Annotated in this window: 12 protein-coding genes; 5 read left to right on the top strand and 7 right to left on the bottom strand. The window is 61.2% G+C overall.

What is annotated here, in order from left to right; all coding sequences use genetic code 11:
• Window positions 1-47 precede the first annotated feature (47 nt).
• Both I6E60_RS01435 and I6E60_RS01430 read left to right on the top strand, forming a co-directional pair.
• Entirely contained in the window at window positions 48-929 is an 882-nt protein-coding gene (locus I6E60_RS01435) for a carbohydrate ABC transporter permease (RefSeq protein ID WP_197178487.1), read from the top strand.
• Entirely contained in the window at window positions 926-1,822 is an 897-nt protein-coding gene (locus I6E60_RS01430; protein WP_231601091.1) for a carbohydrate ABC transporter permease, read from the top strand. Before I6E60_RS01435 ends, I6E60_RS01430 begins: the two co-directional genes overlap by 4 nt.
• Window positions 1,823-1,851: 29 nt before the next feature.
• Here I6E60_RS01430 and I6E60_RS01425 read toward each other — a convergent pair whose 3' ends face one another.
• Window positions 1,852-3,150: an ATP-dependent RecD-like DNA helicase gene (locus I6E60_RS01425; protein WP_197178485.1), complete on the bottom strand. Its 1,299-nt coding sequence runs from the start codon at window positions 3,148-3,150 to the stop codon at window positions 1,852-1,854.
• A 95-nt stretch (window positions 3,151-3,245) separates the two neighbouring features.
• Between I6E60_RS01425 and I6E60_RS01420 the strand changes: the two genes are divergently transcribed.
• Window positions 3,246-4,292, top strand: coding sequence for a hypothetical protein (locus I6E60_RS01420; protein ID WP_197178483.1), 1,047 nt, complete (start codon window positions 3,246-3,248; stop codon window positions 4,290-4,292).
• On the opposite strand, the gene I6E60_RS01415 is transcribed toward I6E60_RS01420, so the two are convergent.
• The 3 genes from I6E60_RS01415 to I6E60_RS01405 are packed head-to-tail and all read right to left on the bottom strand — an operon-like array spanning window position 4,270 to window position 6,985.
• Window positions 4,270-5,760, bottom strand: a complete 1,491-nt coding sequence (locus I6E60_RS01415) for a glycosyltransferase family 2 protein (RefSeq protein WP_197178481.1) — start codon at window positions 5,758-5,760, stop codon at window positions 4,270-4,272. The genes I6E60_RS01420 and I6E60_RS01415 overlap by 23 nt on opposite strands.
• A complete protein-coding gene (locus I6E60_RS01410) occupies window positions 5,760-6,623 on the bottom strand; it encodes a HEAT repeat domain-containing protein (protein ID WP_197178479.1) in 864 nt (287 codons plus the stop codon). Before I6E60_RS01410 ends, I6E60_RS01415 begins: the two co-directional genes overlap by 1 nt.
• The gene (locus I6E60_RS01405; RefSeq protein ID WP_197122372.1) at window positions 6,620-6,985 is read right to left on the bottom strand and encodes a response regulator transcription factor; all 366 of its coding nucleotides are present in this window, start codon (window positions 6,983-6,985) and stop codon (window positions 6,620-6,622) included. Before I6E60_RS01405 ends, I6E60_RS01410 begins: the two co-directional genes overlap by 4 nt.
• 87 nt (window positions 6,986-7,072) lie before the next feature.
• Here I6E60_RS01405 and I6E60_RS01400 point away from each other — a divergent pair, with 87 nt between their 5' ends.
• Both I6E60_RS01400 and thrC read left to right on the top strand, forming a co-directional pair.
• On the top strand, window positions 7,073-9,121 hold the full coding sequence (locus tag I6E60_RS01400) for an ATP-binding protein (RefSeq protein ID WP_197178477.1): 2,049 nt from the start codon (window positions 7,073-7,075) through the stop codon (window positions 9,119-9,121).
• A gap of 56 nt (window positions 9,122-9,177) precedes the next feature.
• Window positions 9,178-10,611 (top strand): threonine synthase, encoded by a 1,434-nt coding sequence (gene thrC / locus I6E60_RS01395; protein ID WP_197178475.1) that lies wholly within the window; start codon window positions 9,178-9,180, stop codon window positions 10,609-10,611.
• A gap of 106 nt (window positions 10,612-10,717) precedes the next feature.
• Here the strand turns inward: thrC and I6E60_RS01390 are convergent, their stop codons facing one another.
• From I6E60_RS01390 to rpsN, 3 genes are all read right to left on the bottom strand, one after another.
• Window positions 10,718-12,679: a cytochrome c oxidase assembly protein gene (locus I6E60_RS01390; RefSeq protein WP_307841764.1), complete on the bottom strand. Its 1,962-nt coding sequence runs from the start codon at window positions 12,677-12,679 to the stop codon at window positions 10,718-10,720.
• A 145-nt stretch (window positions 12,680-12,824) separates the two neighbouring features.
• Window positions 12,825-13,115, bottom strand: coding sequence for an HU family DNA-binding protein (locus tag I6E60_RS01385; RefSeq protein WP_100387826.1), 291 nt, complete (start codon window positions 13,113-13,115; stop codon window positions 12,825-12,827).
• Window positions 13,116-13,187: 72 nt separating this feature from the next.
• The gene (gene rpsN, locus I6E60_RS01380) at window positions 13,188-13,493 is read right to left on the bottom strand and encodes a 30S ribosomal protein S14 (protein WP_197106841.1); all 306 of its coding nucleotides are present in this window, start codon (window positions 13,491-13,493) and stop codon (window positions 13,188-13,190) included.

Raw genomic sequence — 13,493 nt, 5'->3', positions numbered from 1 at the left:
CACCACCCGAAGGCGGACGACCAGCGCTCCTTTCGAAGGATCGCTCCATGAAGCCGAACCGTACGGTCACCCCGTATCTGTTCTTGGTGCCCGCCATGGCGGTTTTCGGCTTCGCCGTGCTGTTCCCGGTCATCATGACTTTTGCCTACAGCTTCACGGAGTGGAACGGCTACGGCGCCATGGTTTTCGTCGGCATCGACAATTACGTCAAGGCCGCCCAGGACGTTCTGTTTCGCGATTCTTTCGTGCACGTACTCATCTACATCGCGATCACAATCGTGCTCGAGGTTATTGTCGGCTTGGTGCTCGCGGGCCTCGTGAGCGTTCGTCGCCGCGGTTCTCTCTGGTTCCGGGTTGCGATCTTCACCCCGGTGATGCTCCCTATGGTTGTCGTGGCTGTGCTGTGGGCATTCGTCTACAACAACGACTTCGGTCTCCTCAATGCCGCCCTGCAGACCTTAGGCCTAGAAGACCTCCAACGGGTGTGGCTCGGCGACACCTCCACCGCGCTGATCGCGGTAAGCGTTGTCTCCGGCTGGGTATATGCCGGTTTCTACATGACCATCTTCTATGCCGCGTTCAACCAAGTTCCGACCGAAGTCATTGAGGCGGCCCGCCTCGATGGTGCAGGCGAATGGCAGCTGTTTCGCCGCATCAAGGTTCCGATGATCCGCAACGCGATCACAGTCGCACTCTTGCTCTGTATCACCGGTGGCTTCCAAGGCTTCGACCTCTTCTATGTCATGACCAATGGTGGGCCCTACGGTGCCACCGAGATCCCGACCACCTATCTCGTGAAGTCTGTATTCAGTTTCCAGAATGTTGGCTACGGATCCGCGATGGCGGTCGTGCTCACCGTGGTCGTGGTCGGGCTCGGGCTGATCTTCACGAGAGTCAATCGCGAGAAGCCTGAGGAGGTGCGCTCATGAGTATCGACGCCAGCAACAAGCAATCCGATTCAGCTCGCACGCACCCCGCGAAGCATCACGCCGGCCGGCGCACTCCCCTGCGGATCACCGATGTGCTCTTCACCGCGGCGCTCATCGTCATCGCCGTCGTGTTCTTCTTTCCGATGCTCTGGATGGTGTTCTCGAGCTTCAAGACCAACTCGGCGATCTTTGCAACGCCCTTCGCCCTCCCCACCGAGATCGACTTCGGCCGCTGGGTTGAAGCGTTCGAGGTAGGCCACATCGGCCAGTACGCGCTGAACAGCGTGATCGTCACCGGAGCGTCGGTGCTCGCCATCCTGCTGCTCGGCGCTGCCGCGGCTTTTTCGTTCAGCCGCTATCGTTTTCGCGGTCGTAACCTGTTTATGGGGTTACTGGCTTTGGGTCTGCTTCTTCCGCTGCAGTCCTACTTCATCGCGCAGTCCACGATGTTCACCCAGCTGGCCATCACCGACACCCGCTGGGCCTTGATCATTCCGTATACCGCGATGGGTTTACCGCTCGCGGTCTACCTGCTCAAGGTCTATTTGGATGCCGTGCCCGACGAACTCTTCGAGGCCGCCCGCATCGATGGCGCAAGCGACCTGCGCATCTTCGGCTCGATCGCGCTGCCGCTGCTGCGGCCCGGACTCGCTACCGTCGCAATCTTCTCCGCGCTCTCGAGCTGGAACGAGTTCTTGCTCGCCCTGCTCTACATTCAGGATGATGCGCTCAAGACAATCCCCACCGGACTGCTTGCATTCTCCAGCCGGTATGTAACCGACTACGGCCTGCTGTTTTCAGCGCTCTCGATCGTGACGCTGCCGATGATCGTGATCTACATCGTCTTCAACAAGCAGATCGTGGAAGGCATCACGGCTGGCAGTGTGAAGTAGCTCCAGTAGCTCACGCGAGCCCGGGGGAGTCAGGCCTGAATAGCCGGGATGGGCTGGGCCCGCGACATGAACCGCACGACGTTTTCATCAACGATGATGTCGCTCGGGCGCAGAGGCCGAGTCAGGTAGAGCCCTTCAAGCCTGCTGATGCGACTGAGCGCAACATAGGTCTGCCCGGGAGCAAACGAACGTGGGCCGAGATCCACGATCGCGCTGTCGTAGGTTTTGCCCTGGGACTTATGAATCGTGACCGCCCACGCCAACCGCAGGGGAAACTGCGTGAATTCGGCGACAACATCTTTGCGAAGCGCTTTCGTGCGCGCCGAGTACGAGTATTTGAACTTCTCCCACGCGACGGGCTTCACTTCGTAGTCGCGCCCGTCCACTTCGACCCAAACGGTGTCAGCGATCTTAACGACAGTGCCGACGCTGCCATTGACCCAGCGCTGAGTGCCGCCCTCTTGAGTGTCGTTGCGCAAAAACATCACTTGCGCGCCCACCTTGAGCTCAAGGGATTCATCGGCGGGGTAGGCGCGACCGCCGAACTCTCCCGAAATCTCAGCCTTCGCCGTGAGCACGCGACCGGAGAGTCGCGCGAGCGCTGTCGCGTTGATGCGCGTGACGGTGCTGTTCGTGGTGGCGAGCGTAATCGTGCCGTCGTTCGGCGCTGGCCGCGCTCCGACAGCGTTCAACCGCCCAGCGATTTCAGCAGTGACTCCGTTGTGACGCACGGCATTGAGCATGTATTTGAACTCATCCTCATGCTGGCGATGGATGCTCGTGAGTTCGTAAATCGTCAGGTCAGTCTGTTGCCACACGAGAGCGTCAAAGAACCAGATCGACTCATAACGGTCTTCGAAGTAGGCCCGCTCATCCGGGTCGCCCGGAACCGGCGCCAGTTGATACGGATCACCGAACAAGACGACCTGCACCCCACCAAAGGGCTCTTTCTTGCGCTGACGAGCCTGCCGCAGACTGCGATCGATCGCGTCGAGAAGGTCGGCATTGACCATCGATACTTCATCGATCACCAGCGTCTCGATGGTGTTGAGCAGCTTGCGCAGCTGATCGGTCTGTTCGAGCTCGTGGTCGGCAATCACACCGATCGGCAACCGAAACAGCGAATGGATGGTCTGCCCACCCACATTGAGCGCCGCAACTCCGGTCGGCGCACAGATCACAATCTGCTTCGATGTGTTGTGCGCGAGGTGATTGAGCAGCGTCGACTTACCCGTGCCGGCCCGCCCCGTAACGAAGAGGTTCTCCCGCGTCGTCTCGATGGCAGCAAAGACCGCTGCTTGCTCGGGCGACAGGGTAATTTCGGACACCCAATCACCCTAATGCCGCACCTTGCTGGTCTCGTGCCCGCGCGCCACAATCTGTGGTTCATCTCCGGCGCACCTCAGCGGTTTAGGATGTGTGAATGCGTCGCGAGCTTGTTACCTGGTCAATCGTGTTTGGGCTGATTGTTGTCGCCTTCGTCACGACTGTCCTGATTGTGAACGCGACACTCTTCAGCGCAAGCGGTTTCGTTCGCAGTTATCTCGGCGCTCTCGCCCGTCATGACATGGCATCCGCTCTGCAGATTGCCGACATCACGCTTCCTGAGGAACACGGCGCAGCATCGGATGATGGTTCTGGCGCGACACCGATCGACACCACCGGTGCTGGTTCCATGCTTCTCGCTGGCGCTCATGACCTCCTGCGCCCGTCGGCGCTCAGCACGATCGAAGAGATCGCCGTGGTCTCCCAGGAGAAGAACGCTGATGGGTCCGAGACCGTCACGTTCGTGTTCGAGCTCGATGGCCAAACCTCGCACTCGACGTTCACGGTGGAGCGAGATGGTTCACGTTTCGGCGTCTTTGCCGACTGGAAGTTCGTCACGGCCCCCCTCACGATCGTGCGCCTCACCGTTACGAACGCCCAAGAGTTCACCGCGAACGGCTCCGAGTTTGTCACTCCTGCCCAAGACACTCCCGCGCCCTTCGTAGTGCTGACCCCCAGCAGCTTCGAGATCAGCCACGATTCCACCTACCTCACTGCTTCCCCCATCACGGTGTCGGCCACGGAACCGGGCGATACCGTTCGCGCTAGCCTCGACGTCGTCGCCAACCAGACGATGATCGCGCAAGTGCAGCGTGAAGTGAACGACTATCTCGATGAGTGCGCCACCCAGGTAGTGCTGCTGCCGACCGGATGCCCCTTCGGGCAGCCCATGGCCAACCGCATCGTCACCACCCCCGAGTGGAGCATTGCGAGCTATCCCGAGGTCTCGCTCGTGCCCGGTTCTGAGACGGGAAGTTGGCTCATGCCCGAAACGGATGCCGCAGCCCACCTCAACGTCGACGTCCGTTCGATCTTCGATGGCTCAGTATCCACTTTCGATAAAGACGTTGACTTCACCGCGAGCTATCTCGTCACGTTTATGCCGGAGGATGAGTTGCTCATCACGGCGCAATATCCGCAGTAGTTTCCCGCTGCAGCTGCGGTTGATCTGGGGAGTCGTCGGGGGCGTGCCCGGGACCTTCCTGCTCAAATCCGGCCCGCTCGATCGTGCCCCATTCACTTGGACGCTTAAAGAGTGCTCGATACACCCCCTGCAACCGCCACCAGGTGTGCACGAGGTGAAAGCCCATTAGCTCGACGATGGTGGTCATCAGCAGAACGACGACATCCCGTAGACGCGAATACCGGTGGTAGGCGCTCTCTTCGATGAGCACGGAGGCGAGTGACGAGACCAGAGACAGCCCGACGGAGACGAAGAATGCGAGCGCGAAAAGCTGCCACGTGATGAGCCCGGTGATCGCTCCGGCGAGCGCAATGAACGCCCCAAGCACTCCGAAGATGGGGCCGTAGAACTCAAACAGCACGAAGTAGGGGAGCGTCAGCATCCCGAGCACGCCGTAGCGCGGATTCAGGATCATTTTTCGTTGCTTGGCAATGAGTTCGCCCAAGCCTTGTGACCACCGTCGACGCTGCGTGCTGAGTGCACTGAACGTGTTCGGCACTTCGGTCCAGCACACGGGCTCCGCCACGAACGCGATGCGATAGGGCCGTTTCTCGTCTCGAGCTTTCTTAGTGATCGCGACCACGAGATCGGCATCTTCGGCGAGGGATGTGCTGTCGAGGCCACCCACTTCAAGCACGGCGTCACGCCGGAAAGCCCCGAAGGCGCCGGAGATAATCATGAGGCCTTTGATCGATGCCCACCCGGTGCGGCCCACGAGGAACGCCCGCAGGTATTCGACAACCTGAATTCGTTCGACCCATTTCTTGGGCATTTGCACCTTGGTCACGGCGCCCCGTGACACCGTGACACCGTTGGCGGGACGGATAACACCCCCGACCCCGAGAACCGTAGGGTCGGCGACGAACGGGGCCACGATATGCAGCAGGGCATCGCGTTCGAGCAGCGAGTCCGCGTCGATCATGCAGACGATTTCTTGGTCAGCGGCGCGCAGTCCCGCATTGACGGCATCCGAGCGCAGCCGCACGCTCTCTTTGCGAACAACCGTGAGATCACCACTGCGGGTCGCCCACAATTCGGTGATTTTGCCCTCGTGCTGCGGTACCGCAGCAAGCACCTTCGACGTCGGTCGCAGGTCGAAGTTGTCCTTGAGGCGTTGGAAGGTCTCATCGGTCGACCCGTCGTCGACGACCACGATGCGAGTCAGGGGATAGCGGAGGTTGCGCAGGGCGAGCACGGCATCCACAATCCCTGATTCTTCGTTGTGGGCGGGCACGATTATCGAAATGCCTGGCGTCAACGGGTTGGCGAAGATCTCCGACAACGTCATCGACGATGGCCAGTTAACTTCTCGCGAGACTTCAAGCGCTCCCTTGAGGAGCACCACCAGAAACACTCCGTTGTAAATCGCGTAGTAGACGATGAGCACCCAGGTGACCCAGAAGGTGAACTGCATGAGGAAGTCGATCATCAGCCCACCGTCAATTCGTGGATAACAACTTCGGTGTGAAACAGCTCCTCAGGGCTCTGGGTTTCCATTCGTTTAAGCGCTGCGAGCGAGAGAGGCGAACCGAGACGTTGGATGGATCGCACGCTCGCCATCCGCACGTCGGCGCTGGGGGAGTCCAGCCCTGCTTCAATCGCACGACGGGCGTCGACGAGGTTGAGTTGCCCCGCGAGATCCAGCGCCAGCGCCCGCACTCGATGATTACTGTCCGTGACGGTGTCCCCGAACTCCGCAATGGAGGAAGGTGCCGCGCGCAGAACCGCCATGGAAATGATGCGGGCCGGGATGACTCTGGTTCCCTCCGTGCGGCGCAACAGCTCCGGCACGAGAGCGGCCATTCCCGAGCGGCCGGCGACTTGCGCCGCGAGGCTACGCACGCGCAGATCTCTGTCACCGAGCATCCGCTCAATTGATCGAGGCGCGTGCTCGGCGATGGGCGCAAACCGGTCAAGGGCACGCGCCCGGGTCAGGGCAAATGGTGACTTCATGCGACGCAGGTGAGCGCGATGAAATTGTTGGCCGATCAGCCACTGGGTGAGCGCCTCGCGGTCCTCGCCTCGCACCTGACTGGCTGTATCGGCCACCAATCGAGACAGGGCTGCACGGTCGCGGCGGGGGAGCGTCGCTGGGGTGTCACCGTCGACGATGGTCAGGATGTGGGGGCGTACTCGATCGCGACGTTTCTCTTCGCGGTGAGCCAGAGCAGTGCGAATGATGCGCTCTGCAACCACAATCAACGCCAGCAAGCCACACACCGTCGCGGTGGTGAGCAGCAATGCCATGGCCAGCCCGGGAATCGTCGGGATGGCGGGAATCGACGGAATCATCGCGATAACAGGGCGTTTGCGCGGGCCAACAACTCGCGGGAGGAGAATGGTTTGACGACATAGTCGTCGGCGCCCGCAGCCAAAGCGCGCTCAATGTCTTGCTCTTGCGCTTTCGCAGTGAGCATCAAAATGCGGGTAGCAGCGAAGAGTGGATCAGCGCGGAGTTCGAAGCAGACTTCGAGTCCGTTGCGCCGTGGCATCATCCAGTCCAAGATCACCAGGTCAGGAATGGATGCTCGCGCCGCGCCCAAACCGGCCTCGCCGTCGTGCTCGGTGTGAACCTCGTGGCCCGCCTGCTTCATGCGGTGAACCACCAGCGCACGCACGTCTTCATCGTCTTCAACGATCAATACAACGGCCATATTTGCGCCTCCCGAAAGGCTAAATCTCTGAGCAACGATGCTCAGGCTCCCGACTAGTCTGTCATTAGTCGGAGACTGGGGGTCGAAATGGCAAGGTCACAATTGGGCACTCCCGGTGACGCTCGCCGGGTCACAGTGGCTTCCCCCTCCACGCTGCTTTTGCTGGTTGTGGTGTTTTTGCTCGGGTGGGGCTTCGTCGCTTTCTCGCCCCCGGGCTCCCATGTTGCCGCCTGGTGGCCCGCCGCCGGAGTCAGTGTTTTGCTGGTGCTGCGCCTGCACCGCTCCCAGCGCGTCTGGGGAGCGGTCGCGGTCGTTGTCGTCACCACTTTGTCGAATATGGTCGGCGGCCGCGAGTTCGTTGTAGCGATCTTTTTCGGCATCGCCAATAGCGCGGAAGCGTGGCTGGTCGCCGTCATCGTGACTCGAAGCGCCCGGGCGCGTCCCGTTCTCGATAGCCTCGCGATGGCGTATCGACTGTGCGTCGCCGTCGCGGCGGGCGCGCTGCTCATCGGAATCCTCGCCGGTCTCACCGTCGCCGTCTTCGATGGGGGATCATTCGTCGACACTCTCATCGGTGTCAGTGCGGCTCACGCCACTGCGGTGTTGATTATTCTGCCGTTCGCCCTGCTTCCGCACGCGAGCCTGGCCCGTGTGCACCGTGCCGAAATTCTGGCGCAGCTGGTGATTATGAGCGCAGTGCTTCTCTATGTCTTTGGCCCGGACAGCACCCTTCCGCTGTCGTTTCTGCCCCTGCCGATTATCGCGTGGGCTGCGTTCAGGTTTCCCACTCGTATTGTGTTGTTCGAGATCGTCGGAATCGCCATTGCCGTCACCCTGCTCACGACCGCGGGCGGCGGGCCGTTCGACCAGGCCGTTGCGCTGGGCGGCAATCCCTCTACCCTCATCCAAGTCTTCCTCCTCTCCGTTGCGTCATTCGTACTCCTTGCGACGTCGTCCCAGAATGAGAGTCGGCTCGTCACCGCCCGTCTCCGCGACCGCGAAGAAGTGCTGCGCGGAGGATTCGTAGGATCCCGCGTGGGGCTGCTGATCGTCGAGCCATACCCCCACGGCTTCGTCGTTCTGGAATCGAATGAGATCGCCTCTTCAGTGATTGCCCCCGAGCAAGAACTCCGCACGGACTCTGACGGGAATTCGGTGGCGCTCTGGCACGGACCACTCGCCGCCAAGGTGGCGGCCGCGGTTGAACACCACGAGGAACGCGTCAGTTGGCAGGCCGACGTCGACGGCGTGCGCTCGGACATCGACGTGCTCATCGTCTCTCAGCCGTCGTCGTCAGGGGTGCGCTACAGCATCCAACTCGTGGATGTCTCTGCCGCTCGACGCGTCGCCGAGGCTCACGAGCTTGCTCTCGAGAAAGAGCAGATGGCGACCGCGCGGGTGACCGAGCTGAACAGGCAAAAAGAAGAGTTCGTGGCGTCGGCAAGTCACGAACTGCGCACGCCCATCACGAGCATCATCGGTTATGTCGAGCTGCTCGAAGAGGAAGAACTTGATGACTTTCAACGTGCCTCAGTCGAAACGATCGCCCGCAACGCCCGTCGCCTCGCTGACCTCGTAGAGAGCCTGCTGGAGTTAGGGCGCCCCCGCGACCCTTCGACCGCTGTCGCGTCAAGCGACTTCACAGTCACGGCCCACGAGGTCATCGGTAGCCTGCGCCCGCTTGCCGAGCGCAATGAGATCGTACTCACGGTCGAATCAGGCCCTCCGGTCTGTGCCGCGCTTCCACCAATCGAACTGGATCGCATCCTGACCAATGTGGTCAACAACGCAATCAAATTCACCCCGGGCGGGGGCGCCGTCACTATCGGCGCGACCCCCACGGCGACAGAAGCAGTGATCACGATTACGGATACGGGGATCGGGATGGATTCCAGCGTCATTGAGCACATTTTCGAACGCTTTTACCGAGCACCGGATGCGGAAGAGCGCGGTATCACTGGCACCGGACTCGGGCTGCCGCTGGTGCGGGGACTCGTGCAGAAGCACTTAGGCTCTGTGGCCGTCACTTCGGTGCCGGGCGAAGGAAGCACGTTTACCGTGACGTTGCCATTGGCGGTGCCATCGCCGCTGGCGCCAGAAGTTGACGCTGGCCCCCAGAGCACCTCCCCCGCGTAACACCCCACTAGCCTGCCGATAAGCTGGTGCCTTAGTTCGACGAAAGGCAGGACCGGTTGCAGTACACCTCCACACGGGGCCACACCCTCGGCTCGTACACCGATGTCATCCTCGAAGGATTGGCAAGCGACGGTGGATTAGCGATCCCGAGCGAGCTGCCCCACGTCGATGCCGCCCTGCTCGAGTCATGGCGCGGCCTGAGCTTTGCTGAGCTGGCGACCGCAGTCATCGGCCTGTTCGCTAATGACATCTCCGAAGATGATCTCTCGCGCCTCTGCCACGCTGCGTACGACCCCGCGAAGTTCTCGACCCCCGAGATCATTCCTATCACCAAGCTCGGCGACAACCTCACCCTTGTCGGTTTGTCCGAAGGCCCCACGCTTGCCTTCAAAGACATCGCCATGCAGTTTCTCGGGGAGGCACTCGACTTCGCTCTCGAGAAATCCGGCGGGGTCCTCAACATTCTCGGTGCGACCTCTGGCGACACCGGTTCAGCCGCCGAATACGCCATCCGGGGGAGGAAGCGTCTCAGCGCGTTCATGTTGTCGCCGCTGGGCCGGATGAGCGAGTTCCAGCGTGCGCAGATGTATTCGCTGCAGGAACCGAACATCCACAACCTCGTCGTTGACGGCGTCTTTGATGATTGCCAAGAGCTCGTCAAGGAGCTCTCGAGTGATGCCGCCTTCAAGCAGGCCCACAATCTCGGAGCGATGAACTCGATCAACTTTGGGCGAATCTCCGCGCAGATCGTCTACTACTTCTGGTCCTGGTTGCGGGTTACCGATGCCGTAGACGCGCACGAACGAGCAGGCTTTGAGATCTCTTTTTCGGTGCCATCGGGCAACTTCGGCAACGTGCTCTCGGGTCACTACGCGCGAATGATGGGTCTGCCCATCCGAAAGCTTGTCGTAGCGACAAACGAAAACAATGTTCTCGATGAGTTCTTCCGCACCGGCATCTACCGGCCCCGAAACGCGGCAAATACGCTCGCCACCTCCAGCCCGTCTATGGACGTTTCTAAGGCATCCAACCTCGAGCGTTTTCTCTTCGACCTTCTCGGCAGCGATGCGGAACGCCTTCGTGACCTCTGGAAGCAACTCGGCGCCGATGGTTTCGTCGATCTCGCCTCACAGCAGTCGCGCTTTCTGGAAGAGTTCGGAATCGTCAGCGGCACGAGCACGCACCAGGACCGTGTCAACACGATCCGGTCAGTCTTCGAGAGCACGCAGGTGTTACTGGATCCGCACACCGCCGACGGTGTCACTGTGGCCCAGGCCCACATTGAGCCCGGTATTCCCATGCTGGTCTTGGAGACAGCAAAGCCGGCAAAGTTCCCCGACGTTATCGCTGAGGCGCTCGGCCGCATTCCCGCCACCGACGAGGCCTACCGCGAGATGCTCGAACTCCCGCAGCACCAGATTGATATGCCCGCGGATGCCGCTGCCCTGCGCGCGTACATCTCGGAGCATGCACTCCACGCCCACTCCTAGTCGGTGGCCCTTCACGCGGAGGGCTACCAAGGGTGCCTGCCGCCGCGCTACCCGTGCGGCGTGCTTAGCGCTTAGCGCTTAGCGCTTAGCGCTTAGCGCTTAGCGCTTAGCGCTTAGCGAGCATTTCGTTGTAGGCGTCGAGCTCTGCATCGCCATCGCGGTCGGCCTTGCGGTCGTAGCGCACGGACGCTCGGCGGTCGCTGCGCGACCACATGATCGCCACCGCGATTGCAAGCGCGATCGTGGGGATCTCGCCAACACTCCAAGCGATGCCGCCACCGATGCGCTGATCTTCGAGGGCTGTCACGCCGTTGTCCCAGCCCATCGCGCCGTACCAGTCGGCCAGCAGCAGCCCCGTGCCGGTCATGAGGCCGAGGCCAAAGAAGGCGTGGAAAGCCATGGTGGCAAGCAAGATAAGCAGGCGAATGGGAAAAGAGGTGCGGTGCGGCGACGGGTCGATTCCGATGAGCGACTGCACGAACAGGTAGCCGGAGGCCAAGAAGTGGATGATCATCCATTCGTGCCCGACGTGGTCAGTGGAAGCCCACCGGAACAGCGGCGTGTAGTAGAAGACCCACAGCGAAACAACGAAGATGATCGCCGCAACAACCGGATGCCCGATCACGGCCATATACCGTGAGTGCACGATCCGCAGAATCCACTCACGGGCTCCGCGGCTGCCGTCAGTGCGTTTGGCGATTGCGCGCATCGCGAGCGTCACGGGCGCACCGGGCACGAGCAGCACCGGAATCATCATGCCGAGGGTCATGTGCCCGAGCATGTGCATCGAGAACAGGTAGCCCTCGTACACGTTCACGCCACCGTTGGTGATGTAGAACAGCAGCAGCATCCCGAGCACCCAGAACACGGTGCGGTAGATCGGCCAAGAATCGCCGCGCTTGTGAAGGCGCCAGACGCCGGCGAGGTAGAAGAAGATCGCGAACGCGCAGATCAGCGCCCAGATGAGGTCGAAGCTCCACAGGGTGAACAGGTTGCTTGCGGTCACGGTGGGGGGCAGCGGTGAACCGGTGAGGTAGGCAGCGGGGGAAGAGTCGGGCAAATCAGCGGCCACGATCTCGGGAACGGGCGTGGGCGTCGTCGCCAGGGCGGCAGCTGCGCCCGATGCGAGACCCATGAAAGCCAACTCGGCGCTGACAATCCACCAGAACCATCCGCGCTGCTTGCGGGGGCTGGCTTCGAGGCGGCCGATTGCGTAGTTGCGGTACACAGCGCCGAAGAGACCCAAGACGATGAGGGCAAAAACTTTGACGAGCACGAGGATGCCGTAGGGCGAGAGCAGGTTCGCCAGGTTCTCGACGCGAATTTCTGCGCTCACATAGCCGGAGGCGGCCACCACGATGAAGCTCACGAGCGCGATGGTCGAGTAGCGGCGCAGCACGATACTCAGCCGGTCTTTGGTGAGGGCGGGGCGGGCGATGGCGATCGCGAACAACCCGCCGAGCCAGAGGGCGGCAAAGACGAGGTGGAGAAATATGGCGCTGGTGGCGGCATCGTGATCGGCGGTTCCGCCGCTGTGGCCTTGAAGCGCCATCGGGATGAGCCCTGCAACGGAGAGCACCAGCACAAAGACGAGGGCGGTCATATTGCGCACGGCGAAGCAGAGAACGGTCACAACGGCCGCTATAAGCACTGTGGCAAGCCAGGCTTGACCTAGTTCGGTCGAGGTCAGAAAGCTTGCGAGAACGTCACCAAAGGCGCTGGAGAGGTCGATGGGCTGGTTGCGCACCGCCAGAAAGGTGAAAAACCCAGTAATGGCGGATGCCACAGCCCACACTGCGGCGCCGGCGGCCGCAAAGTCGAGAGTGATGTTGAATTCATCGCGCTTCGGACTCATCGCGAAGACAGCGATCATGAGCCCGCCGATGGTCGCCGCAAGCCCGAGGTTCACGAAGAGCTTCGCGATGGGCAGTCCCCAGCGCACGACAGCGCCCGGGTCAAGAAGAATCGGAACCGCAGCACCGCCACCGAACTGGAGTCCAGCAACAACCGCGATGGCTGCAACAAGGATCAGCAGGGCGGGTCCGGCGATCCGGCTGATTCTTAGCACCCCTCAAGAGTACTCGCGCTTATAGGGGAGTTCGCCCGGTCCCGCGTCCCGCCCCAGCGTCCGCGGCCCCAGCAGCGACGGGAATCTCACCCAGAAAACAAAAAGGGCGACATCCCGGAGGATGTCGCCCTTTTAAAGTTGCTACTTAGCCCTTGGCTGCTGCCTTGAGCTTGCTGCCTGCGCTGAGCTTGACGCCGTGGCTGGCCTTGATCTCGATAGCTTCACCCGTCTGCGGGTTACGGCCGGTGCGAGCCTCGCGGAAGGTACGCTCTGCAGCCATCCATCCGGGGATCGAAACCTTGGTTCCTTCGCCGACCGACTTCGAGAGTACGGAGAAGAATGCGTCAACGACGCCGGAAACGGCAGCCTGGCTCTGGCCAGACTCTGCGGCAACCGCCGCTACGAATTCAGTACGGTTTAGCGACTTGTCAGCCATAAGGTGGTCCTCCTCGGACGTAGTGCAGTTAGTTGTTCCGAAACGTTAGAAAACGTCGGAACCGCTTGGAATCTACCAGCTTGACTTGGTAATTCCGGGCAACTCGCCCCGGTGAGCCATTTCACGGAAGCGAACACGGGAAACACCGAACTGCTTGAGGTATCCACGGGGACGTCCGTCAATGGCGTCGCGACCGCGTACGCGGATCGGCGAAGCATCGCGGGGGAGCTTCTGAAGTCCGAGGCGTGCAGCCTCGCGTGACTCGTCAGTTCCGGCGGGGTCGACGAGAGCCTTCTTCAGCTCGAGACGACGCTCGGCGTAACGCGCAACGATAACTTTGCGCTGTTCGTTCTTTGCAATCTTGCTCTTCTTAGCCAT

The sequence above is a fragment of the Salinibacterium sp. SWN167 genome (assembly GCF_015864665.1).
Taxonomy (GTDB): Bacteria; Actinomycetota; Actinomycetes; order Actinomycetales; family Microbacteriaceae; genus Rhodoglobus.
Note: the sequence above shows the minus strand (reverse complement) of the source record. Positions and strands in the feature narration are given on the sequence as shown.

What these genes read in the sequence shown, in the direction of transcription:
- I6E60_RS01435 (WP_197178487.1), top strand. Translation starts at nt 48, where the DNA reads ATGAAGCCGAACCGTACGGTCACCCCGTATCTGTTCTTGGTGCCCGCC.
- I6E60_RS01430 (WP_231601091.1), top strand. Translation starts at nt 926, where the DNA reads ATGAGTATCGACGCCAGCAACAAGCAATCCGATTCAGCTCGCACGCAC.
- I6E60_RS01420 (WP_197178483.1), top strand. Translation starts at nt 3,246, where the DNA reads ATGCGTCGCGAGCTTGTTACCTGGTCAATCGTGTTTGGGCTGATTGTT.
- I6E60_RS01415 (WP_197178481.1), bottom strand. Translation starts at nt 5,760, where the DNA reads ATGATCGACTTCCTCATGCAGTTCACCTTCTGGGTCACCTGGGTGCTC.
- I6E60_RS01410 (WP_197178479.1), bottom strand. Translation starts at nt 6,623, where the DNA reads ATGATTCCGTCGATTCCCGCCATCCCGACGATTCCCGGGCTGGCCATG.
- I6E60_RS01405 (WP_197122372.1), bottom strand. Translation starts at nt 6,985, where the DNA reads ATGGCCGTTGTATTGATCGTTGAAGACGATGAAGACGTGCGTGCGCTG.
- I6E60_RS01400 (WP_197178477.1), top strand. Translation starts at nt 7,073, where the DNA reads ATGGCAAGGTCACAATTGGGCACTCCCGGTGACGCTCGCCGGGTCACA.
- I6E60_RS01385 (WP_100387826.1), bottom strand. Translation starts at nt 13,115, where the DNA reads ATGGCTGACAAGTCGCTAAACCGTACTGAATTCGTAGCGGCGGTTGCC.
- rpsN (WP_197106841.1), bottom strand. Translation starts at nt 13,493, where the DNA reads ATGGCTAAGAAGAGCAAGATTGCAAAGAACGAACAGCGCAAAGTTATC.